The 22,309-nt window shown below is 65.8% G+C and carries 20 protein-coding genes and 1 tRNA gene; 11 read left to right on the top strand and 10 right to left on the bottom strand.

The genetic code is table 11. The annotated features are described in order from the left end of the window. Window positions 1-254 precede the first annotated feature (254 nt). The 10 genes from ACODS5_RS21120 (at window position 255) to ACODS5_RS21075 (ending at window position 8,887) form a co-directional block, all read left to right on the top strand. Complete coding sequence (locus ACODS5_RS21120) at window positions 255-1,976, top strand: tetratricopeptide repeat protein (RefSeq protein WP_134694013.1); 1,722 nt, start codon at window positions 255-257, stop codon at window positions 1,974-1,976. 3 nt (window positions 1,977-1,979) lie between these two features. After that, entirely contained in the window at window positions 1,980-2,597 is a 618-nt protein-coding gene (gene lolB, locus ACODS5_RS21115; protein WP_489109584.1) for a lipoprotein insertase outer membrane protein LolB, read from the top strand. Between the two features lie 4 nt (window positions 2,598-2,601). Next, window positions 2,602-3,462, top strand: a complete 861-nt coding sequence (ispE, locus tag ACODS5_RS21110; RefSeq protein WP_134694011.1) for a 4-(cytidine 5'-diphospho)-2-C-methyl-D-erythritol kinase — start codon at window positions 2,602-2,604, stop codon at window positions 3,460-3,462. A 20-nt stretch (window positions 3,463-3,482) separates the two neighbouring features. Beyond that, a tRNA-Gln gene (locus ACODS5_RS21105) sits at window positions 3,483-3,557 on the top strand. Window positions 3,558-3,602: 45 nt separating this feature from the next. Then, entirely contained in the window at window positions 3,603-4,544 is a 942-nt protein-coding gene (locus tag ACODS5_RS21100; protein ID WP_016391678.1) for a ribose-phosphate pyrophosphokinase, read from the top strand. A gap of 121 nt (window positions 4,545-4,665) precedes the next feature. Next, window positions 4,666-5,262, top strand: a complete 597-nt coding sequence (locus ACODS5_RS21095) for a 50S ribosomal protein L25/general stress protein Ctc (protein ID WP_134694010.1) — start codon at window positions 4,666-4,668, stop codon at window positions 5,260-5,262. A 79-nt stretch (window positions 5,263-5,341) separates the two neighbouring features. Then, window positions 5,342-5,926 carry an aminoacyl-tRNA hydrolase gene (gene pth / locus ACODS5_RS21090; protein ID WP_134694009.1) on the top strand — a complete coding sequence of 195 codons (585 nt, stop codon included), beginning with the start codon at window positions 5,342-5,344 and terminating at the stop codon, window positions 5,924-5,926. A gap of 22 nt (window positions 5,927-5,948) precedes the next feature. Beyond that, window positions 5,949-7,049 (top strand): redox-regulated ATPase YchF, encoded by a 1,101-nt coding sequence (gene ychF, locus ACODS5_RS21085; RefSeq protein ID WP_134694008.1) that lies wholly within the window; start codon window positions 5,949-5,951, stop codon window positions 7,047-7,049. 163 nt (window positions 7,050-7,212) lie between these two features. Next, window positions 7,213-7,503, top strand: a complete 291-nt coding sequence (locus ACODS5_RS21080) for a cupin domain-containing protein (protein WP_134694007.1) — start codon at window positions 7,213-7,215, stop codon at window positions 7,501-7,503. A gap of 211 nt (window positions 7,504-7,714) precedes the next feature. Then, complete coding sequence (locus ACODS5_RS21075; protein WP_489109583.1) at window positions 7,715-8,887, top strand: MFS transporter; 1,173 nt, start codon at window positions 7,715-7,717, stop codon at window positions 8,885-8,887. Here the strand turns inward: ACODS5_RS21075 and ACODS5_RS21070 are convergent. The 6 genes from ACODS5_RS21070 to ACODS5_RS21045 are packed head-to-tail and all read right to left on the bottom strand — an operon-like array spanning window position 8,862 to window position 14,530. Next, entirely contained in the window at window positions 8,862-9,788 is a 927-nt protein-coding gene (locus ACODS5_RS21070; RefSeq protein ID WP_489109585.1) for a LysR substrate-binding domain-containing protein, read from the bottom strand. The two genes, ACODS5_RS21075 and ACODS5_RS21070, sit on opposite strands and share 26 nt — an antisense overlap. A gap of 38 nt (window positions 9,789-9,826) precedes the next feature. Beyond that, window positions 9,827-10,774 carry an HlyD family secretion protein gene (locus ACODS5_RS21065; protein WP_372239550.1) on the bottom strand — a complete coding sequence of 316 codons (948 nt, stop codon included), beginning with the start codon at window positions 10,772-10,774 and terminating at the stop codon, window positions 9,827-9,829. Beyond that, window positions 10,775-10,981, bottom strand: a complete 207-nt coding sequence (locus ACODS5_RS21060) for a DUF1656 domain-containing protein (protein ID WP_134694005.1) — start codon at window positions 10,979-10,981, stop codon at window positions 10,775-10,777. Then, window positions 10,971-13,127, bottom strand: coding sequence for an FUSC family protein (locus ACODS5_RS21055; protein WP_134694004.1), 2,157 nt, complete (start codon window positions 13,125-13,127; stop codon window positions 10,971-10,973). Before ACODS5_RS21055 ends, ACODS5_RS21060 begins: the two co-directional genes overlap by 11 nt. Window positions 13,128-13,185: 58 nt before the next feature. Then, on the bottom strand, window positions 13,186-13,806 hold the full coding sequence (ycaC, locus tag ACODS5_RS21050) for an isochorismate family cysteine hydrolase YcaC (RefSeq protein WP_134694003.1): 621 nt from the start codon (window positions 13,804-13,806) through the stop codon (window positions 13,186-13,188). Window positions 13,807-13,840: 34 nt separating this feature from the next. Then, on the bottom strand, window positions 13,841-14,530 hold the full coding sequence (locus ACODS5_RS21045; protein WP_134694002.1) for a hydrolase: 690 nt from the start codon (window positions 14,528-14,530) through the stop codon (window positions 13,841-13,843). A 394-nt stretch (window positions 14,531-14,924) separates the two neighbouring features. Here ACODS5_RS21045 and ACODS5_RS21040 point away from each other — a divergent pair, with 394 nt between their 5' ends. Then, on the top strand, window positions 14,925-16,355 hold the full coding sequence (locus ACODS5_RS21040; RefSeq protein ID WP_134694001.1) for an aldehyde dehydrogenase family protein: 1,431 nt from the start codon (window positions 14,925-14,927) through the stop codon (window positions 16,353-16,355). A gap of 194 nt (window positions 16,356-16,549) precedes the next feature. Here the strand turns inward: ACODS5_RS21040 and ACODS5_RS21035 are convergent, their stop codons facing one another. The 4 genes from ACODS5_RS21035 to ACODS5_RS21020 form a co-directional block, all read right to left on the bottom strand. Further along, window positions 16,550-18,952, bottom strand: a complete 2,403-nt coding sequence (locus ACODS5_RS21035; RefSeq protein ID WP_134694000.1) for a DUF3772 domain-containing protein — start codon at window positions 18,950-18,952, stop codon at window positions 16,550-16,552. A 54-nt stretch (window positions 18,953-19,006) separates the two neighbouring features. Continuing rightward, complete coding sequence (ada, locus tag ACODS5_RS21030) at window positions 19,007-20,062, bottom strand: bifunctional DNA-binding transcriptional regulator/O6-methylguanine-DNA methyltransferase Ada (RefSeq protein WP_489109582.1); 1,056 nt, start codon at window positions 20,060-20,062, stop codon at window positions 19,007-19,009. A 318-nt stretch (window positions 20,063-20,380) separates the two neighbouring features. After that, window positions 20,381-21,007 carry a DNA-3-methyladenine glycosylase family protein gene (locus ACODS5_RS21025; protein ID WP_489109581.1) on the bottom strand — a complete coding sequence of 209 codons (627 nt, stop codon included), beginning with the start codon at window positions 21,005-21,007 and terminating at the stop codon, window positions 20,381-20,383. A gap of 85 nt (window positions 21,008-21,092) precedes the next feature. Beyond that, entirely contained in the window at window positions 21,093-22,250 is a 1,158-nt protein-coding gene (locus tag ACODS5_RS21020; protein ID WP_134693996.1) for an MFS transporter, read from the bottom strand. Window positions 22,251-22,309: the final 59 nt, after the last annotated feature.

Here is a 22,309-nt window from a genome sequence, read left to right as displayed (position 1 = left end):
CTACGCAAGAACTCCGCTCGGCCTCCTGAAGTCGCAATTTGTGTTGCCTGAACTACCGCGCGCTTAGAAGCAAAAGCAAAAACAACGGCAACGGCAACGGCAGGGTGTTGCAAGGCCGCTTGCGAACCACCACCGCCACGCATTGTCCCTATACTCCGAAGCGCCGCTTCACACCACGACCTTCGCAGGTGGGTTTGCCATCGCGCTTGTGTCATCATGCTCCGACCGCCGGTTTAGCCCCTTTATAAGCCTCTATGAACAAATCCTACGCATTGCTGCTTGCCCTCGCCCTGCTTCAAGGCTGCCAGAGCCTGGCTCCGAAGACGGACGCCCAGACGCCCGTCGCCGACGCCGACAAGCGCGCGGAAAAGCCCGTGGTGTACGGCTCGTTCAAGCAGGACACGCTCTACAGCCTGCTGGTGGCGGAGCTGGCCGGCCAGCGCAACCGCTTCGACATCGCCCTGGCCAACTACGCCGACCAGGCCGAAAAGACCCAGGACCCCGGCGTCTCCGAACGCGCCTACCGCATCGCCGAGTACCTCGGCGCCGACGAGCCGGCCCTGGACAGCGCGCTTATCTGGGCCCGCAACGACCCACAGAACCTCGACGCCCAACGCGCAGCCGCTATCCAGCTGGCCCGCGCCGGGCGCTATGACGACTCCATGGTCTACATGGAAAAAGTCCTCCAGGGCCAAGGCGACACCCACTTCGATTTCCTCGCCCTGTCCGCAGCCGAAACCGACCAGCACACCCGCGACGGCCTGCTGCAAAGCTTCGACCGCCTGCTGGTGAAATATCCAGACAACGGCCAGCTGGTGTTCGGCAAGGCGCTGCTGCTCAACCAGGACGACAAACCCGAACAAGCCCTCGACCTGCTCGAAAGCCACCCGCCACAAAACGGCGAGATCGCCCCGGTACTGCTCCGCGCCCGCCTGCTGCAAGCCCTGGACCGCGGCCCCGAAGCCCTGCCGCTGCTGCGCGGCGCCATCCGCGACAACCCCGACGACAAGCGCCTGCGCCTGACCTACGCGCGCACCCTGGTCGAACAGGACCGCATCGACGACGCCAAGGCCGAGTTCGAGAGCATGCTGCAGCAGTACCCCGAAGACGACGAGATCCGCTACTCACTGGCCCTGGTGTGCCTGGAAACCAAGCACTGGGATGAAGCCGAAGGCTACCTGCAGGAACTGGTCGAGCGCGATGCCAACGTCGACGCCGCCCACCTCAATCTCGGGCGCATCCGCGAAGAGCGCAGCCAGCCAGCCGCCGCCCTGCGCGAATACGCCCTGGTCGGCCCCGGCGCCGATTACCTGCCGGCACAACTGCGCCAGGCCGATATCCTCATCGCCAACGGCCGCAGCGCCGAAGCCTCGCGCCTGCTCGCCGAGGCCCGCGAGGCGCAGCCCGACTACGCAATCCAGCTGTACCTGATCGAAGCCGAGAGCCTGGGCAACAACGGCAAGGAGGCCCAGGCCGGGCAAGTGCTGGAGCAAGCCATCAAGCGCTACCCGGACGACCTCAACCTGCTCTACACCCGCGCCATGCTCGCCGAAAAGCGCGACGACCTGGGGCAGCTGGAAAAAGACCTGCGCGCCATCCTCGCCCGCGAGCCGGAAAACGCCATGGCCCTCAACGCCCTGGGCTACACCCTGGCCGACCGCACTAGCCGCTACGCCGAGGCCAAGGCCCTGATCGACAAGGCCCACCAGCTAACCCCAGACGATCCAGCCGTGCTCGACAGCCTGGGCTGGGTTGCCTATCGCATGGGCAACCTCGAGGAGGCCGAGCGCCAATTGCGCCTGGCCTTCGAGCGTTTCCCCGACCATGAAGTGGCTGCCCACCTGGGCGAAGTCCTGTGGGCCAACGGCAAGCGCCGCGAAGCCCGCCAAGTCTGGGCCAAGGGCTTCGAAGCCCAGGCCGACAGCCCTATCCTGCGCAAGACCCTCCTGCGCCTGACCGGATCCGAGAGCCTGTAAACCATGTTCCTGCGTCATTGCATCACCTTCACCCTCATCGCCCTGCTCGCCGGCTGCGCCGGTTTCGGCAGCAAGGAAGCCGTGCAAGGCCAGGGCAGCCCGCAACTGTGGCGGGCACACAAGCAACAGCTGAGCAGCCTCGACGGCTGGCAGATCAACGGCAAGGTCGGCATCCGCGCCCCGCGTGACTCCGGCAGCGGCACCCTGTTCTGGCTGCAACGCCAGGATTATTACGATATTCGCCTGGCTGGCCCGCTGGGCCGCGGCGCCGCGCGCCTGACCGGGCGCCCTGGCGGCGTGGTGCTGGAGGTGGCCAACCAGGGTCGTTTCGAAGCAGCGAACCCCGAGGCGCTGCTGCAAGAACAGCTCGGCTGGCGCCTGCCGGTGTCGCACCTGGTGTGGTGGGTACGCGGCCTGCCCGCGCCCGACAGCAAGAGCCAACTGACCCTGGACGGTGACAGCCGCCTGGCCGGCCTGACCCAGGACGGCTGGCGCGTCGAATACTTGAGCTATATAGAGCAGAACGGCTATTGGCTGCCCGAGCGCCTGAAGCTGCACGGCGAGAACATCGACGTGACCCTGGTGGTCAAGGACTGGCAACCGCGCCAGCTGGGGAACTGAGACCATGTCCAAACTGACCCTCCCGGCCCCGGCCAAGCTCAACCTGTGGCTGCACATCACCGGCCGGCGCGCCGACGGTTACCACGAACTGGAAACCGTGTTCCAGTTCCTCGACCACGGCGATGAACTGAGCTTCGCCCTGCGCGACGACGGCCAGATCCGCCTGCAGACAGAAATCGCCGGCGTCCCCCACGACAGCAACCTGATCGTGCGCGCCGCGCGTCAGTTGCAAGCACAGGCGGGCACCACGCTGGGCGCCGACATCTGGCTGGACAAAGTCCTGCCCATGGGCGGAGGCATCGGCGGTGGCAGCTCCGACGCGGCGACCACCCTGCTGGCCCTGGCCCACCTGTGGCAGCTCGACTGGAGTGAAGACCGCCTGGCCGCGCTGGGCCTGACGCTCGGCGCCGACGTGCCGGTGTTCGTCCGTGGCCACGCCGCGTTCGCCCAGGGCGTTGGCGAGCAGCTCACCCCGGTCGACCCCGCAGAACCCTGGTACGTCGTGCTGGTGCCGCAAGTGTCTGTCAGCACAGCGGAAATTTTTTCGCATCCAGAGTTGACACGTGATTCCCTCCCCCTTAAGATGCGCCCCGTTCCCGAGGGAAACAGTCGAAATGACTGCCAACCGGTAGTTGAGCAGCGGTATCCAGAAGTTCGCAATGCGTTGAATTCACTGGGTAAATATACCGAAGCCCGAATGACCGGAACTGGAAGTTGTGTGTTTGGGGCCTTCCCAAGCAAAGCCGAAGCTGATAGAGTTCTGGCCCTTCTTTCAGAGACCCAAACAGGGTTTGTGGCGAAAGGAAGCAATGTTTCGATGTTGCATCGCAAGCTGCAAAGTCTGCTCAAGAAGTCGAGTTCATAAGAGCTCGCAGCAATAGATACAGGGGCGTCGCCAAGCGGTAAGGCAGCAGGTTTTGATCCTGCCATGCGTTGGTTCGAATCCAGCCGCCCCTGCCATTTCTTATACTCATCCAGGTTACCCTCAGCCTTCAGGTACTGCGCGTGTCCAAGATGATGGTCTTCACGGGGAATGCCAACCCCGATCTGGCTCGGCGTGTCGTACGTCAGCTGCATATTCCACTGGGTGATGTGTCTGTCGGCAAGTTCTCCGACGGCGAAATCAGTGCTGAAATCAATGAAAATGTTCGTGGTAAGGACGTCTTCATCATTCAGCCCACCTGTGCCCCAACCAACGACAATCTGATGGAACTGGTAGTGATGGCCGATGCCTTCCGCCGCTCCTCAGCGTCGCGAATCACCGCCGTGATTCCCTACTTCGGATACGCCCGCCAGGACCGCCGTCCGCGTTCGGCACGTGTAGCCATCAGCGCCAAAGTCGTCGCTGACATGCTCACTGTCGTGGGTATCGACCGTGTACTCACCGTCGACCTGCACGCTGACCAGATCCAGGGCTTCTTCGATATCCCCGTCGACAACATCTACGGCTCGCCCGTACTGGTCGACGACATCGAAGACCAGCGTTTCGAGAACCTGATGATCGTCTCCCCGGACATCGGTGGCGTGGTGCGTGCCCGTGCCGTCGCCAAGTCCCTGGGTGTCGACCTGGGTATCATCGACAAACGCCGCGAGAAGGCTAACCACTCCGAGGTTATGCACATCATCGGCGACGTCGAAGGACGCACCTGCATCCTGGTAGACGACATGGTCGACACCGCCGGCACCCTGTGCCACGCGGCCAAGGCCCTGAAAGAACACGGCGCTGCCAAGGTTTACGCCTACTGCACGCACCCTGTCCTGTCGGGCCGCGCGATCGAGAACATCGAGAAGTCGGTACTGGACGAGCTGGTGGTGACCAACACCGTTCCGCTGTCCGCCGCTGCTCAGGCCTGTGACCGTATCCGCCAGCTGGATATCGCACCGGTCGTCGCTGAAGCGGTACGCCGCATCAGCAACGAAGAATCGATCAGCGCGATGTTCCGCTAAGCGGAACACTCGCTGACGAAAAGCGCCCCGCCCCGACACTGGTTGTTGGGGCGGGGCTTTTTTGCCATCCCCGTTGGCGCTGGTCGCAAACGCCCTCGGGAGGCTATTTTGGAGAAACAAAATGACTGACTTCATCCTGAACGCCCAAGCGCGTACTGACCTGGGGAAAGGTGCGAGCCGCCGCCTGCGTCACTCCGCCAACATCCCTGCCGTTGTCTACGGTGGCGATAAAGAAGCCCAATCCCTGACCATCGTGGCCAAGGAAATCGCCAAGCTGTTCGAAAACGAAGCTGCCTTCAGCCACGTGATCGAACTGAACGTCGATGGCGCCAAGCAGAACGTCGTGGTCAAGGCCATGCAGCGTCACCCGGCCAAAGGCTTCATCATGCACGCCGACTTCGTTCGCGTCGTTGCTGGCCAGAAACTGACCGCCAAGGTACCGGTTCACTTCATCAACGAAGAAGCCCCGGTCAAGAAAGGCGGCGAGATCTCCCACGTTGTTTCCGAGATCGAAGTTTCCTGCGAAGCCAAGGACCTGCCTGAGTTCATCGAAGTCGACCTGGCCAAGGCCGAAGTCGGCACCATCATCCACCTGTCGGACCTGAAAGCTCCGAAAGGCGTAGAGTTCGTCGCTCTGGCCCACGGTGATGACAAAGCTGTTGCCAACGTCCACGCCCCGCGCGTTGCCGCTGACGCTGCTGAAGGCGCTGCCGAGTAATCCACTCGCACGCCGGCGTTGATCGGGTTACAGTGCCGCGCGCACCGTAACCCACCAACTCCAAGGAAGAGCCCCTGACGTGACCGCCATCCAGTTGATCGTCGGCCTGGGTAACCCCGGCCCCGAATACGAACAGACCCGGCATAACGCAGGGGCTCTTTTCGTTGAACGCCTTGCCAGCGCCCAGCGCGTTTCGCTGTCCGCTGACAAAAAATATTTCGGCCTGACGGCTAAGTTCAGCCATCAGGGCAACGATGTTCGCCTGCTGATTCCCACCACCTACATGAACCGCAGCGGCCAGTCCGTGGCGGCTCTGGCCAATTTCTTCCGCATCAAGCCGGAAGCGATCCTGGTGGCGCATGACGAACTCGACCTGCCTCCGGGCGTCGCCAAGCTCAAGAAGGGTGGCGGCCACGGTGGGCACAACGGCCTGCGTGACATCATCGCGCAGCTCGGCAACCAGAACGACTTCCACCGCCTGCGGCTTGGCATCGGCCACCCGGGCGACGCCAAACTGGTCTCCAACTTCGTCCTGGGCCGCGCGCCACGCGCCGAGCAGGAGAAGCTCGACGCCAGCATCGATTTTGCCCTCGGCGTGCTGCCGGACGTGCTTGCCGGCGACTTCGCCAAGGCCATGCGCGAGCTGCACAGCCAGAAGGCCTGACTCTTTAGAAAGGGGAATTCCCATGGGTTTCAATTGCGGCATCGTCGGCCTGCCCAACGTCGGCAAGTCCACCCTGTTCAACGCCCTGACCAAGTCCGGCATCGCGGCGGAGAACTTCCCCTTCTGCACCATCGAGCCGAACAGCGGCATCGTGCCTATGCCAGACGCGCGCCTGGCGGCGCTGGCAGAGATCGTCAAGCCCAACCGCATCCTGCCGACCACCATGGAGTTCGTCGACATCGCCGGCCTGGTCGCCGGTGCCTCCAAGGGTGAAGGCCTGGGCAACAAGTTCCTCGCCAACATCCGCGAGACCGACGCCATCGCCCACGTGGTGCGCTGCTTCGAAGACGAGAACGTGATCCACGTTTCCAACAGCGTCGACCCCAAGCGCGACATCGAGATCATCGATCTCGAACTGATCTTCGCCGACCTCGACAGCTGCGAGAAGCAACTGCAGAAGGTTGCGCGCAACGCCAAGGGTGGTGACAAGGACGCCCTGGCGCAGAAGGCGATCCTGGAAAAACTCATCCCGCACTTCACCGAAGGCAAGCCGGCGCGCAGCCTGATGAAACACATGGCCGACGACGAGAAGGCCTTGATCCGTGGCTTCCACCTGCTGACCAGCAAGCCGGTGATGTATATCGCCAACGTGGCCGAAGACGGCTTCGACAACAACCCGCACCTGGACGTGGTCAAGGCCATCGCCGAGGAAGAAGGCGCGGTGGTGGTGCCGGTGTGCAACAAGATCGAAGCCGAGATCGCCGAGCTCGACGACGGTGAGGAGAAGGACATGTTCCTCGAGGCCCTGGGCCTGGAAGAGCCTGGCCTGAACCGCGTGATCCGCGCCGGCTACGAGCTGCTCAACCTGCAGACCTACTTCACTGCCGGCGTGCAGGAAGTCCGCGCCTGGACCGTGCGCGTGGGCGCCACCGCGCCGCAGGCGGCCGGTGTGATCCACACCGACTTCGAGAAAGGCTTCATCCGCGCCGAAGTGGTGGCCTACGACGACTTCATCCAGTTCAAGGGTGAGAGCGGCGCCAAGGAAGCCGGCAAATGGCGCCTGGAAGGAAAGGACTACATCGTCAAGGATGGCGACGTGATGCACTTCCGCTTCAACGTCTAAGCCAACAGGCCACGATGGGAAAAGCCCCTTGAGCGTTCGCGTTCAAGGGGTTTTCTTTTTTCTGCGGATCAGGTGAGCGCTTCACTGACTGCCAGCAGTTTTGCATTTATCACCCGCGCAGCCGGGTTCAGGCTAGACGCTTTTGCGCAGACAGGACTCGCTCATGAAGCATGCTCGCCCCCAGGCTATCCCCACCGTGCAGGTGGACACCGACGAAGTGATCGTCACCGAATGGCGCTTCGCCCCTGGCGCCGAAACCGGGCGTCATCTGCATGGCCATGACTACGTGGTGGTGCCAATGACCGACGGCATCTTGCTGCTGGAGACTGCGGAAGGTGAGAAACGGGCGGCACTGCTGGCGGGGCAGAGTTATTTTCGCAAGGCGGGAGTCGAGCACAACGTGATCAATGCCAGTGACCACGAGATCGTGTTCATCGAGACCGAGTTGAAGTAGTTCAACTGTGCGGACCGATTCGCCGGCAAGCCGGCTCCTACAGGATCGGCACCGCACCTTCACCCACCTTGCGCAACCGTCTACAATTGCTCCTGCTTGAACCGGGATAACCGAAGCACTGCCTCGAAACCCGATGGACCTGACCCTTGCCGGTCACCCGTCGGGACAAATGGGTCCGGACCTTGGCCGGCCCGTTTATCGGAGGCAATACATGAGCCCGCGTATCTGGCTGCTGGCCCTGGCGACGTTCGTCACGGGCATGGCTGAAAACATCACTGTCGGCATCCTGCCGTCCCTGGCCGATGGCCTGGCCGTACCGCTCGGCGTCGCCGGGCAACTGACCACGGTCTTTTCCCTGAGCTTCGCGCTCGCCGCCCCCCTCTCCCCGCTGATGACCACCCGTCTCCCGCTGCGACGTCTGCTGTGCATCTGCTTGGCGCTGTTCGCCTTGTGCAACCTGGCCGCGGCCCTGGCGCCAGGCTACAGCGCCTTGCTGCTCGCCCGTATCGGCATGGCCGCAACCAGCGCCCTGACCTGCCTGACCTGTACCCTGATGGCCACGCGCATGGTCCCCGAGGCCCTGCGCGGGCGCGCCATTGGGGTGATTTTCATGGGCATCTGCAGCTCGCTGGTGCTGGGCGTGCCCGCCGGCATGCTGCTGTGCGACGTGCTTGGCTGGCGTGGCGTGTTCACAGGGTTGAGCCTGCTGGCGCTGGCCGTGCTGCTGATGGCCTGGCGCGGCCTGGAACAGCTGCAAAGCAGCGAGCGCATCGCCCTGGGCAGCTACCTGCGCCACCTGGGTAACGGCCGGCTGCTCGCGGCCCAAGGGGTGTCGCTGCTGATGATCGCCGGGCACTTCAGCGTGTTCGCCTACCTCGCGCCCTATGCCCTGCAGGTCGCCGACATACCCGCGCAATGGCTGGCGGCGCTGTTCGCCGCCTTTGGCATCGCCGGGGTCTCGGGAGGTTATGTCGGTGGCTGGATGGCGGACCGGCTCGGCGCGAGCAAGTCCATCGCCCTGGCCCCCCTGCTGTACCTTGTCAGCCTGCTGATGCTGCCGCTGAGCGTCGGCACGCCCTGGCTGTTCCTGCCGATCATGATGCTGTGGGGCGGCTTGAGCTGGACCACCTCGCCCGTGGTGCAGAACTATCTTGCAAGCCGTGGTCCGGACACCTTCTCCGCGGGCATGAGCCTGAACATGTCCGCCATGCACCTGGGTGTCGGCCTGGGCTCGGCCATTGGCGGGGTGGTGATCGGCACGGCGACGCTGTCGGCCACCCCTTGGGCGGGTGCCGCACTGACCGCCATGGCCGCTGTCCTGGCGCTCTGCTCGGCGCGTCCCGCGGTCTCGACGGCGTTCAGCGAGCGCGAGCTGGCCTCTTAGTCGCCTGCTCTTGCTCGAACGCCTCGGCCAGGAAATCGATCAGCTTGCGCACCGCGGGCATCAGCCCGCGCCGGGAAGGGAACAGCGCCACCACCTCGCCTTCCCGTGGCGCCCAGCCGTCGAGTACCTGCACCAATGCGCCGCTGGCCAGGTCGGCGGCGACTGCCTCCTCGGGCAGTAATACCACGCCCACCCCGGCCAGGGCGCCCTCGCGCAATACCGCCAGGTCATCCGAGACGATACGTGGGCGAAACGGCACGGCGGCTTCGGCTCCCTCGGGCCCCTCCAGCAGCCAGGTGAAATCCTGCACATTGACGCCCCAGCACAGGCTGGGCAGTGCCTGTAGCTGCTCGGGCCGTTGCGGCTGGCCGTGCGCGGCCAGCAAGCCGGGGGACGCCACCAGGCACTGCCGGCTCGGCGCCAGGCGGCGCATGATCAGTTCGCTGCTTTCCAGCGGCTGGTGACGCACGCTGAGCACCAGGTCGAAGCCTTCGCCAATCACATCGACACGGCGGTTGTAGCTCTTGACCAGCAACTCGACCACCGGGCATTGCGCCATGAAGCGCGCCAGGATTGGTGCCAGCCGCGAATCGAGCAGCGCCGTGCTGCTGGCCAGGCGCACGATACCGCGCGGCTCGGCGCGGTTGCGCTCGACCGCGTCCTCGGCCGCCACGGCCTGCTCGAGCATGCCCAGACAGTGGCGATAGTACTCCAGCCCCACCTCGGTAACCTGGAACTGCCGCGTCGAGCGCTGGACCAGGCGCACGCCCAGGCGTTCCTCGAGCTTGGCCAGGCGCCGGCTCAGGCGCGACTTGGGCAGCCCGAGGATGCGTCCGGCCGGGGCGAAACCGCCGTGCTCCACCACCTTGGCATAGAGGTACAAGTCGTTCAGGTCGAACATAGGCAACGCGCGTCCACGGGCCACTGCGCCATCCTCGCTCATGGTTCGAGGATCGTAACGGTGGCGGTGGTACCGGCGCGCAGCACCGGTGCTTGCCCCGGGTCCAGGCGCAGGCGCACCGGCACGCGCTGGGCCAGCTTGACCCAGGTGTAGTTGGGGTTGACGTTGGCCAGCAGGCGATTGCCGGGCTGGTTCTCACGGTCGGTGATGGCGTAGGCGATGCTTTCCACCCTGCCCTGCAGGGCTTCGCCGCTCATCAGCACCACCTTCGCCCGGCTGCCGACCTGGATGCGCGGCAACTTGGTTTCCTCGAAATAGCCACTGACATGGAACGAGTCGCTGTCCACCAGCGCCAGCAGCGCCGCGCCCGGCTGGGCGAAGTCGCCCTGGCGCGTCAGCAGGTTGGTGACATGGCCGTTGACTGGCGCCAGCACCCGGGTACGCTGCAGGTCGAGACGGGCCTGCTCCAGGGTCGCCTCGGCCAGTTGCACGTTGGCTTGCGCCAGGCCCAGGCTGGACTGCTCACGCAACAGGTCGGCCTGGGCCACCGCCACCTCGGTGCGCGACTTCTCCCATTCCTCGGCGGAAATAGCCGACATCGATTGCAGCTTGCGCCGACGCTGTTCCTCGCTGCCACGTTGTTTAAGCAGCGCCTGGTTGGCGACTATATTGGCCTGCGACTGCCCCAGTGCCGCGCGGGCCACTTCGACCGCGCGCTGGGCGTGCAACACCGCCAGCTCATAGCGCGCCGGGTCGATCTGCAGCAGCAGGTCGCCCTTGTGCACGAACTGGTTGTCCTGCACCGGCAAGGCCACGATCGGGCCACTGACCTCCGCCGCCAGGGTCACCACGTCGGCGCGGACCCGGGCGTCGCGGGTCCAGGGTGCCTGGGTGTAGTGCACCCAGGCGAACCAACCCAGCACGATGGCCAGCGCCACCACCAGCAGGGTCAAACTGCGCGACAGCAAGGGTTTGATCGACGGCATCTACACACGCACTCCCATCCACAATAGCAAGGCCGCACAAAGGGCGGCATACACGGCGCCCTGGAACAGCGCCGGGTGCCAGACGAACGCCAGCACGCCCACCCGGCGCAACACGGCATCGACCAGCAGGAACAACGGCAGCGCCAGCAACAGCGCCTGGGCGATGGGTGGCAGGTAGACCCCACCCACCTCGAAATCAATGGGCATCGGCCACCTCCGTCAGTGGCGCCGGGACATCCGCCGCCAATACACCGCGATAACGCGCCAGCAGTTGCCCGGCGACCGCCAGCGCAACCCGCAAAATGAACAACTGGCGCAACGCCTCACGCCCTCCGGGTACCAGCGCGCCGTGCAAGGTATCGAGCACCTGGCCCTGGCGCTCGACGTCCTGCAACAACGCGTCGAGTTCGACCGCGCCTTGACCACCTATGGCCTCGGCCATTGCCTGCAAGTCTTCGAGCAGGCGCTGGCGGGTCACCAGCGGCAAAGCCAGTTCGCCCTCGCACAGGCTGCGCGCCTGCGCCAGGGCAATGGCCAGCGCCGGGCATACCAGCGCGCAATCGAAACGCTCACGCGAAGCACTGTCGCTGGCCGCTGGCAGCACGCCGAGCATGGCCGACAAGCGATCCAGTTGGCGGCTCTCGAAGGCGAACTGCCCGGCCAGTGTGCCTGGGTCGCTGACCTGCCGGTAGACATCCTCGCGAGTCAGGCCGAACAACCGGGCGATACGCCGTTGCGGATTGAACGGGAAGACCAGGGCGAACACCGTCATCGCCAGCACCCCGGCCATCAGGTAGCCCCCAGCGAACTCGAACCACTGGATGTCGCTGTTGTGGTAGGCGCCGACATTCTGCGGCCCGATCATCAACAGGCTGATCAGGCCGATGCCCATGCCGATCCCGGCAGTCATTGGATTGGCCAGGCCCACCGCCGCCAGGTAGAGCAAGGGTACCAGGCACAGCGCCAGCATCTCGAAATCGGTGAACAACGGCAGCAAGGCGAACTGATACAACGCCGACAAGCCCATGCCCACCAGCAGCCCGCGATTGTAGTTCTGGCTGGCCAGCAAGGGCCGTGGCAGGGTCGCCATCAGCGAGCACATCACACCCATCAGGATCACCGCCGAACGCGCGCCATCCCAGGCGGTCTCGATCCACAACCCACCGATCAGCAGCAGCGCCAGGCAGGCGCGCACGGCATTCATCCCCGCCAGCGGCCAGTCCAGGTGCAGCGCGCCGGCGCGGCCTGGCTGCTGCGGGCAACTGGCCAGGCGCCCTTGCTGGATCGCTTCGTTAAGCTCGATCAGTTCGTCCAGTTGCTGCAGCAGGCGCGCCTGCTCCCAGCGCAGGGCCCAGGCCAGGGCACGCAGTTGCGCCGGCAAGGGTTCGCTGAGGAACTCGGCGCGGTCGGCGGCTTCATCGAAGTCTTTGTGCAGGGTACGCAGGGTTTGCCGGTGCTGCGCCGACAGCGCCATGCCTTCCCGGGCCAGCGCTTCGAGGCTGTTCAGCTCGGCGTCGCGCAGCAGCTGGATATCCGTGGGCAGCGGCCCCTGCCAGTGCGCCTTGACCAGCTCGCGCTGCTGGCGCAGCACCAACAGCCGCGACACCAGCAACACCAGTTGGTTGGCGAACAGTTGCACCAGCCCGTCGCCGCTGCGCAGGTGCGGCGCGTCGAAATACAGATGCCGGCGCAAGCCCTCCAGGGCGCTGATCTCGGCGATCAACTGGGCCTGGCGCTGACGGAAGGCGGCCTCGTCCTCTTCGGTGCGGACCACCTCGGCGGCATGCCGGGCAATCAGCTTGAGCAGGCTGTCGACCTTGGCGAAGTAGCTGCTGGCCACCGCCTGCGGGCGTGCCGTCAGCAGGCTGACCACCGCCACGCAACCCACCGCCAGCAAGGTTTCGGTCACCCGGGTGACCGCCAGCATGAAGGTGCCCTCGGGTTCCGGCACGGCGAGCATGGCCACCACCACGGCGGTGAAGCCACTGAGTACGAAGGCATGGGAATCGGTATAGCGCAGCAAGGTGCCGCCGGCGGTGCACAGGCCCAGCCACAGGGCCAGGGCAACCACCAGGGTGTAGGGCATCTGGGCGAACAAGGCCATCAGCAACACCGCCACCGCCGCGCCGACCACCGTGCCCAGCACCTGGGCCAGGCTGCGCTTTAGGGTCATGCCGGCCAACGGCAGGCTGATGATGATCACCGTCATCAGCGCCCACTTGGGTTGTTCCAGGTCGAACACGAACGCCAGGTAAAGACACAGCAGGCCGGCCACCACGGTGCGCAGCGCGAACAGCAACACATCGCGACCGGGCTTGAGCGCCAGCCTGAAATAGGCAATCAGTGGAGCCATCCATTACCTCGTAACCGGGGTGACGCGCCCGGGCCCGCGCACGAGCCCGGGCAGGCGGTCACTTGTTCAGCTTGTTGAAGCTGGTCATCAGGTTACGGTAATCCGGGATGTGGTTGGAGAACAACGTGCCGAGGCCTTCGATGTCGTTGCGCCAGTCGCGGTGCAGCTCGCAGGCCACGCCGAACCAGGTCATCAGTTGCGCCCCGGCCGCTTCCATGCGGCGCCAGGCCGAGTCACGGGTCAGTTCGTTGAAAGTGCCAGAGGCATCGGTGACGACGAACACGTCGAAGCCTTCCTCCAGCGCCGACAAGGCAGGGAAGGCCACGCACACCTCGGTGACCACGCCGGCGATGATCAGTTGCTTCTTGCCGGTGGCTTTCACCGCCTTGACGAAATCCTCGTTGTCCCAGGCGTTGATGTTGCCGGGGCGGGCGATGTACGGCGCGTCGGCGAACTGCTCCTTGAGCTCGGGCACCAGCGGGCCGTTGGGGCCGCTCTCGAAGCTGGTGGTGAGGATGGTTGGCAGCTTGAAGTACTTGGCCAGGTCGGACAACGCCAGCACGTTGTTCTTGAACCGGTCCGGGTCGATGTCGCGCACCAGTGACAGCAGCCCGGTCTGGTGGTCGACCAGCAGGACGGCGGCGTCGTTCTTGTCCAGACGCTTGTATTGGAATGCCATGGTGGATCTCCTTGCGTGGATTGAAAATGGTGGCTCAGCTGCGTTGCGAGTCGAGCTGTTCGTGCCCGGTGACCACGGCCTGGGCCTTGGCGTAGCTCTCGATCAGCAACTGGTAGTGCGGGAACACCGCGCTGTAGGCCTCGGCCCACTCGGCGGCATCCGGGCGGTTCCAGGTGCGCTGCACCTCGGAGCACACGGCGGCGGTGTCCATCGGCACCACGCCGGCCTGGACCACCCGTGCCAGGGTGACTTCCTGGGCCATCTTGGAGTAGGTGCCTGACGCGTCGATGACAGCGAACACCTGGTAGCCGGCGGCCACCGCGCTGATGCTGGGGAAGGCCATGCACACGCTGGTGATGGTGCCGGCGATGATCAACTGCTTGCGCCCGGTGGCCTTCACCGCGGCGACGAACTCGGGGTTGTCCCAGGCATTGATCTCGCCCTTGCGCGCCACGTATTGCGCGTGCGGCGCGGCCTCGTGGATTTCCGGAATCAACGGGCCGTTGGGGCCCTGGGGCACCGAGGCGGTGGTGATGACCGGCATCTGCGCCAGGCGGGCGACCTTGGCCAGGGTGATGGCGTTGGCCCGCAGCTCGGTCATGGGCATGTCCTTGACCGTCTGGAACAGGCCGCTCTGGTGATCGATCAACAGCATGGCGGCGTTGTCGGGGTCGATGCGCGGTACCTGGCCTTCGAAATTGGCAGCTTGCGAGAATGGGCTCATCGTTCTCTCCTCTCGTATCGAGAACCGGCCGTCCTGGCCTTGGCGGGCGAACCGCGCCCCACACAAATCCGCGGTGGGGATTATCAGAGTAGGCAACGCAGGCTGAGCGAAACGACCGTCAGTCGGCGGGCCCCGGGGGATGCCCGTGCGGCCTGTGGCCAGCCGGGCGACAGGGCTAACGGTAGAGAGCCCGGCCCCAGGCCGGTAGGCCCATCGATGCACCCTCAGCGTTGCGCTGGGGGAACGATGAATCACCCGGCGCTGCAAGGGCCTCGACGGTCCGCATTGGTTCACAAATTCCTGAACTGATTATTTGCCCACAGCGATTTGACGCCCTACCCGCCGCCACCAGAATCGCTTCGCCATAATCAAAATAATCGCGCCGGTACAAACCATGACCCCTTCTCACTACATCGACGGCCACTGGGTCGAAGGCCAGGGCAGCGACTGCATCGTTGTCCATGACCCATCCGATGCCCAGCCGTTCGCCGAACTGTTGGCTGCCAGCAGCGCACAGGTCGACCAGGCCGTGGCTGCCGCACGTCGCGCCCTGGCATCCTGGAAAACCGTCGGCGCCGCCGAGCGCGCCGCCTACCTGCGCGGTTTCGCCGAGCAACTGGGCCTGCGCCGCGACGCGCTGATCGCCCTGCAGATGCGCAACAATGGCAAGCCGCGCCATGAAGCAGAGGTCGACCTGGACGATGCCATCGCCACCTTCGCCTACTACGCCGACCTCGCCGAGCAGTTGCCGGCGAAGAACCGCGACGTGCCCCTGGCCGCCCCAGGTTTCAGCGCCCGCACCCGCCTGGAGCCAGTGGGGGTGGTCGGCCTGATCGTGCCCTGGAACTTCCCGCTGGTGACCAGCGCCTGGAAGCTCGCCCCGGCCCTGGCCGCCGGTTGCACCGTGGTGCTCAAGCCCTCGGAAGTCACCCCGCTGGTCGAGCTCGCCTACGGCCAGATCGCCGAGACGCTAGGCCTGCCGGCCGGCGTGCTGAACATCATCAATGGCAAGGCCGAGACCGGCGCCGCGCTGAGCGGCCACAACGGCCTGGACAAGCTGTCGTTCACCGGCAGCAATGGTGTCGGCAGCCAGGTGATGCGCGCCGCCGCCGCCCAATGCCGGCCCGTCACGCTGGAGCTGGGCGGCAAGTCGGCGATCGTGGTGTTCGATGATTGCCAGGTCGACCAGGCACTGGACTGGATTATCGCTGGCATTACCTGGAACGCCGGGCAGATGTGCTCGGCCACCTCGCGCCTGCTGGTGCAGGACGGCATCGCCGAGGCCTTGCTGCCGCGTCTTCGCCAGGCACTGGCGGCGTTGCGGGTGGGCAACCCGCTGGAGCAGGAGGTCGACATGGGCCCGCTGACCAGCCAGGCGCAATGGTTGAAGGTGGCGGGCTACTTCGCCAAGGCCCGGGAAGAGGGCCTGGCGTGCCTGACCGGCGGCACGGCGCTGGATCGCGAGGGCTGGTTCGTCAGCCCGACCTTGTATGTGGATGTTCCTGAAGACAGCCGCCTGTGGCGTGAGGAGATCTTCGGGCCGGTGCTGTGCGCGCGGCGCTTCGGCAGCGAAGCCGAGGCCATCGCCCAGGCCAACGACAGCCGCTTCGGGCTGGTGGCCACCGTCTGCAGCGCCGACCTGGACCGCGCCGAGCGCGTGGCCGACGCGCTGGAAGTGGGCCATGTGTGGATCAACTCGGTGCAGGCGGTGTTCGTCGAGACGTCGTGGGGCGGGACCAAGGCCAGCGGCATCGGCCGCGAGCTTGGGCCCTGGGGGTTGGCGGGGTATCAGTCGGTGAAGCATGTGACGCGGTGCCTGGGCTAGACAGCTCGCGATGCACTTGCGTGCTGACCCACAGCGACTTGCTTGCACGATCCCTGTAGGAGCGGCCTCGTGTCGCGAAAGGGCTGCAAAGCAGCCCCACAATCGTTGTATCGGCGCTGGATCCCGGGGCTGCTGCGCAGCCCCTTCGCGACACAAGGCCGCTCCTATAGGGGCCCGAGAGCGCGCCGATGGCATCAAGAGGGCTCGTCGGCCGGTCGCCCATTCTCCTGCACCAGCACCATGCTCTGCGGCGACGACAAGGCGATACCCGCCTCGCGCAGGCGCGCGAGAATGGTGAACAACAGGTCGCTGCGCGTGCTCGACACCTGGCGCGGCGAGCCCACGTAGCCGCTGACCGCGATCACCATGCCACTGCTGGTCAGGTCCTTGAACGTCACCGAAGTCGCCGGTGCGTCGAGGATCGCGTCATGCTCCTTGTACGCCGCCAGCAGCAACTCGCGCACCTGGCTGGCGTCGGTCTCCAGCGGCAAGGTCAGGGTCACGCCGACCACGCCCAGGGCATTGGCCATGGTCACGTTGCGCACGTTCTGCGAGATGAACTGCGAGTTGGGCACTATCACCGTCGAGCGATCGGACATCTGGATCTCGGTGGCGCGCACGTTGATCCGCCGAATATCCCCTTCCACACCCGCCAGGCTGACCCAGTCGCCCACCTTCACCGGGCGCTCGGTGAGCAGGATCAAGCCGGAAATGAAGTTCTGCACGATCTGCTGCAAACCGAAACCGATACCCACCGACAAGGCACTGACCACCCAGGTCAGGCTGGTCAGGTTGATGTGCAGGGTGGACATCACCAGCATCGCCAGGAACAGGAAGCCCAGGTAGCCGACCAGGGTCACCAGCGAGGCGCGCATGCCGGCATCCATGTCGGTCTCCGGCAGCAGGCGCTCGCTCAGCCAGCGCTTGACCACGCGGATGGCGAACCAGCCGCCGATGAAGATGGCCACGGCCAGGAGGATGTCCTGGGGCACGATCTTCAGGTTGCCGAGCACCTTGCCGCCGCTGCCGTCCCAGTCGGCCAGGCTCAGCAGCAACTCGCCCGGGCTGGTGCCCGAGGGCATGAACACCAGCACTGCCGCCGCGAACAGCAACAGGGTGCGGCCGATGCCGGCGAGAATGGTGCTGGCCTGGGCCTGGTGGCGCTGTTGCAAGCCCAGCGCCGAGGCCAGGGCCAGGCCACCGGGCTGGCGCGGCGACAGCAGGGTTTCGCAAAGATCGCCGAACACCGTGATCAACAGGTAGGCACAGGTGGTGACCACGCTGACCCACAGCAGCTTGCCGGTCAGGTAGAACGCCAAGGTGAGGTAGCCAGCGAGCAGGGTCAGCAGGATCAAGCCCACCCACACCACGATCACCGCCGGGATCAGCCCGGCCAGGCCGGTTGGGCGCGGCAGCTCGTGCTTGCGCAAGGTCCGCCGGTAGCGCACCAGGGCAAAGACGAACAGCAGCGACACCACCAGCGCGGTCAGGCCATTGGTGGCCAGGGTCAGCGCCAGGCTGGTGCCGATCACGCTGTTGATGCGCTCCTGGGTCAGCATCACCATCAACACCAGGGCCAAGACCTTGGGGAACCAACCCAGGGCGCTGGCGACCTCGTCAGGGATCGGCGGCAGGCGCCAGGAAGGCCGCTGCAGCATCAGCATGGCGCGGCCCAGGCCGGAAATGAACGCGCTGAACACCACCAGGGTGAGCACATGGTTGGTCAGGCTGGCGATATCGGTGCCCAGCTCGGCGCTGCTTTCCAGGCCCCAGCGCAGCAGCGACACCGAGCCGGCGATGGTGCCCAGGGTCGCCAGGCTCACGCTCAGGGCCAGGGCGCTGCGGCGCAGTCGGCCTTCGGGCAGCCAGCGCACCATGGCGTCGGCCAGCAGCCGCTCGAGCATCCGCCGCACCCAGGTCCAGACCAGCACGGCAGCAATCAGGGTGCTGAAAAAGAACCAGCGGTGCTCGACGCTGGTGGCGCTGGCCAAGGCATCGGCCGCTTCGCCGCGCAAGTCGCGCAGGCGCGCCAGGTCTTCGTCGGTGGGGCGGATCAGGCTCGACCAGAACGCCGGGCTCAGGGGGCTGGCCGCGCGGCTGGTGACCTGCGAGTTGAACAGGCTGCGGCGCAGGTTGACGATCTGCGTGGAGAGGTCGCGGGCCGACTGGGTCAGCTGCGTCGCTTCCTTCTGCTCGGCCAGCACCGCGTTCTTTTCCGCGGCCAGTTGCTGGCGCTGGCGGGTCAGGCTCTCGGCCTCGTCCGGCTGCGGCGGCCCGAACACATTGAGCTGGTCGTCGAGGCGTTCGACGTCGGCGGTGCGCTGGGTCGCCAGCACGTCGGCCTGGCGTTGCACCTGCAGGGCCTGCTGGCGCAACTGCGACAGCAGGTCGTCGTTGGCATTGGCGCTGACGCCCTGGCGGATCTGGTCGAGATGCTCGCTCAGTTGCTCCAGGCTGGCGTCTTCATCCAGTACCTGCTGCTCGGCCACGGCCAGGCGCGACACTGGCGTGGCCGGGGCGGCCCAGGCGGGCAGCGCCAGCCACAGCAGCAGGGCGAGAACGCCTGGGTAAAATCGGTCAAGGCTGACACGCCTCATCGAATGTTCCTCTATACAACTCGACAGGGCGCAAATTCTACGCGTTCCGCAGGCTCAGGAGTGTGCCGTTTCTCGGGCCAGCAACTGGCGTTTGCGCTCCACGCCCCAGCGGTAGCCGCTGAGATCGCCGTCGCGGCGCACCACCCGGTGACAGGGGATGGCCACGGCGATGGTGTTGGCCGCGCAGGCCTGGGCTACCGCCCGCACGGCCTTGGGCGCGCCGATGCGCGCGGCGATCTCGGTATAGCTGACCCGGGTACCCGCCGGCACTTCGCGCAACGCCTGCCAGACCCGCTCCTGGAACGCCGTGCCCTGCACATCCAGTGGCAACGCCAAGCCCAGCGCCGGCGCCTCGACAAAGCCGATCACCTCGGCGACCAGGCGCTCGAAGGCCTGGTCGCCGCCGATCAGGATGGCCTTGGGGAATTTGTCCTGCAAATCCTGCAACAAGGGCTCAGGCTCGTCACCCAGCAGGATCGCGCAGATCCCCCGCTCGCTCTGCGCCACCAGGATCGCCCCCAACGAGCACTGGGCCAGGGCGAAACGAATGGTCGCGCCCTGGCCGCCGGCGCGGTACTGCCGTGGGCGCATGCCCAGGCGCGCGTCGGCGCTTTCGTAGAAGCGGCTATTGGAGTTGTAGCCCGCCTCGTAGATCGCCTCGGTGACGCTGGTGCCGGTATCCAGCTGCTCGCGCAGGCGCCGGGCGCGAAAGGCCGAGGCATAGGCCTTGGGCGTGAGCCCGGTTTCGGCCTTGAACAGGCGGTGCAGGTGGAACGGGCTGACATTCAGTTCGGCGCCGAGCTGATCGAGGTTCGGCGCCGTGTCGCTGGCCTCGATCAGCCGGCAGGCGCGGGCCACCCGTTCGCTGCGGCGGCTGCCAAGGCCGGCCTTGCAGCGCTTGCAGGCACGGTAGCCGGCGGCCTCGGCCTGAATGGCGTCGGCAAAGAATTCGACGTTCTCGCGCTTGGCCAGGCGCGAGGTGCAGGCTGGCTGGCAGTAGATTCCGGTAGTGCGCACGGCGTAGACGAAGTGGCCTGTGGCGCCGCTGTCGCGGGCCTGCACGGCGTGCCAGCGCTCGGCGTCGGTGGTGTAGGTCGGGGCGGGTTTCATGGGCCTCTCCTGGAGTTCGATGCCGTCAGCCTGGCAGGGCTGGCGTTGCGCGTAACTCCGAATCTTGCGTTGTTTTCAGCGGTCGCATTGCCTCAAGTCTTGAGGCTGCGGACTTGCCCGCGAACACCGGCACAGCCGGTGCCAGCCTCCGCGTCGCCTGGTTCGCCAGCAAGCTGGCTCCTACAGTACTGCAGGCCGTAACCGTTGTAGGAGCCGGCTTGCCGGCGAACACCGGCGTAGCCGGTGCCATCCACTGCGTTGCCTGGTTCGCCAGCAAGCTGGCTCCTACAAGAGGAGCGTCTGCCCGCGGCAGGGCCATCACGCTCGCCACAGATACCACGCCGCCACCGTGCGATACGGGCGCCAGGCCATTCCCAAGCCGCGCATCTGCGCGGGTGTCGGGGCCTTCTCCAGCCCTTTGAGGCGCCGATAGCCTTCACGCACGCCAAAATCATCCACTGGCAGGATATCCGAACGCTCAAGGCTGTAGATCAGCAGCATCTCCACCGTCCAGCGACCGACCCCGCGCAGGGCCACCAGGCGCTCGACCAGTGCCTCGTCGTCTAGCGTCAAGGCGTGCGCCCGGCTCGGCACGATACCTTCCAGGCTAGCCTGGGCTATGCCGTGCAGGGTTGCGGTCTTGCTCGCGGAAAACCCGCAGGCGCGCATGGTCTCTGGCGTCACTGCCAGCAATTGCGCAGGCGTGGGGAATGCCGTTGCGGGAAACAGCGCCAGCAACCGCCCAAGAATCGCCTCCGCCGCCCGCGCATGCAACTGCTGGTAGGCGATCGCCCGTGCCAGCGCCTCGTAGGGCTCGCGCCCAGGCGTGGCGCGATGCAAGCAGGGCCCGACGGTAGCGATATGCCGCGCCCAATCTGCGTCCAGCCCAGCAAGAGTCTCAGTGGCCTGCATGACAGCGCGTGGCGAAAGATCTGCAAGGATCATCGGTGGTTTCCGGCCCGGAACAAACCTGCAGCCTAGCCCAGCCCTCGAGACATGAAACGCCGGTTCTTGCGCACTGACTCGCGGCTCAATCCACCGCCGCCTGCAGCTTGCCGGCCCGCCGATAGGCCTGGCGTGCAAAGCACACGAACAACCCAGCCATCAACGCCAGGGCCATCGGCAAGCCATGGGGCGCCACGTCCATCGCCGCGCCGCTGACCAGCGGCCCGACCAGGCTGCCCACGCCCCACAGCAAGCCGACGCTGGCGTTGGCGGTCACCAGGTCCTGCCCCTTGAAGCGCTGGCCGATCAGCACCAGCGCCAAGGTATAGATCCCCCCGGCCACCGCCCCCAGCACCACCAGCAATGGCCACAGCAGCCAGGTCATTTGCAGCAGCCAAGGCAATGCGATACCGATCGCCATCGCCGCCAGCCCGCACACCAGGTGCAGGCCGGTGCGTTCGACCCGGTCGGCGAGCCAGCCCAGCGGCAACTGGAAGATCATGTCGCCGGCGAACACCACGGTCACCATCAGCGCCGCCACGCCCACGGCAAAACCGTGGCTGGTGGCGTACACCGGCAACAACGACAGCACCACTGCATCGAAGAACGAAAAGAACAGCACCGCCACGCACAACGCCGGGGCCACGCGGAAGAAGCCGGCCAGGCCGAAACTCTTGGCGTCCTCGGCATGCTCGACATGGTCGTTGGGCACGGTGAACAGGATGCACAGCAGGGCCAGGCCGTAGCACAGGGTGACCACCCCGGTCAGCCACGGACTGTCGGCGCCAAGCAGCGCCAGCAACGCCGGGCCGAGCACCTGAAAGCCAGTGAAGCTGGTGGCATACAGGGCCATGATCTTGCCGCGGTTGTGCTCCGGGCATAGCTCGTTGACCCACGACTCGCCGAGGATGATCGCGATGCCCATACCAAGCCCCAGCCCCAGGCGCAGCAGCGCCAGCCACAGCATCGAGTCGAATGCCCACTCCAGCAAGGCGATGCTCAGGGTGCACAGGCTGAAGCTGAGCAGGTAGATGACCCGTCGGGTCAGATGCTTGCAGCAGGCATCGACCATGAAGGCCGAGAGCATCATGCCCGCTGCCGGGATCGCCGAGATGACACCGATCTCCAGGGTCCCCGCCCCCGCCTCATGCAAACGCAACGAAACCAGCGGCAGGCTCGCCCCGAGGCTGAAACCGACCACCGACACGGCGAACAACAGGCCCGCCAGCAAACGCATGTTCATGTACCACTCCTTGCAAGCCGGCGCGCAGGGGCTCTGGCCCTGGCCGACTGGAAATTCCG

The sequence above is a fragment of the Pseudomonas sp. FG47 genome (assembly GCF_057809115.1).
The sequence above is the reverse complement of the archived record's forward strand: the minus strand, read 5'-3'. Positions and strand labels throughout refer to the sequence as shown.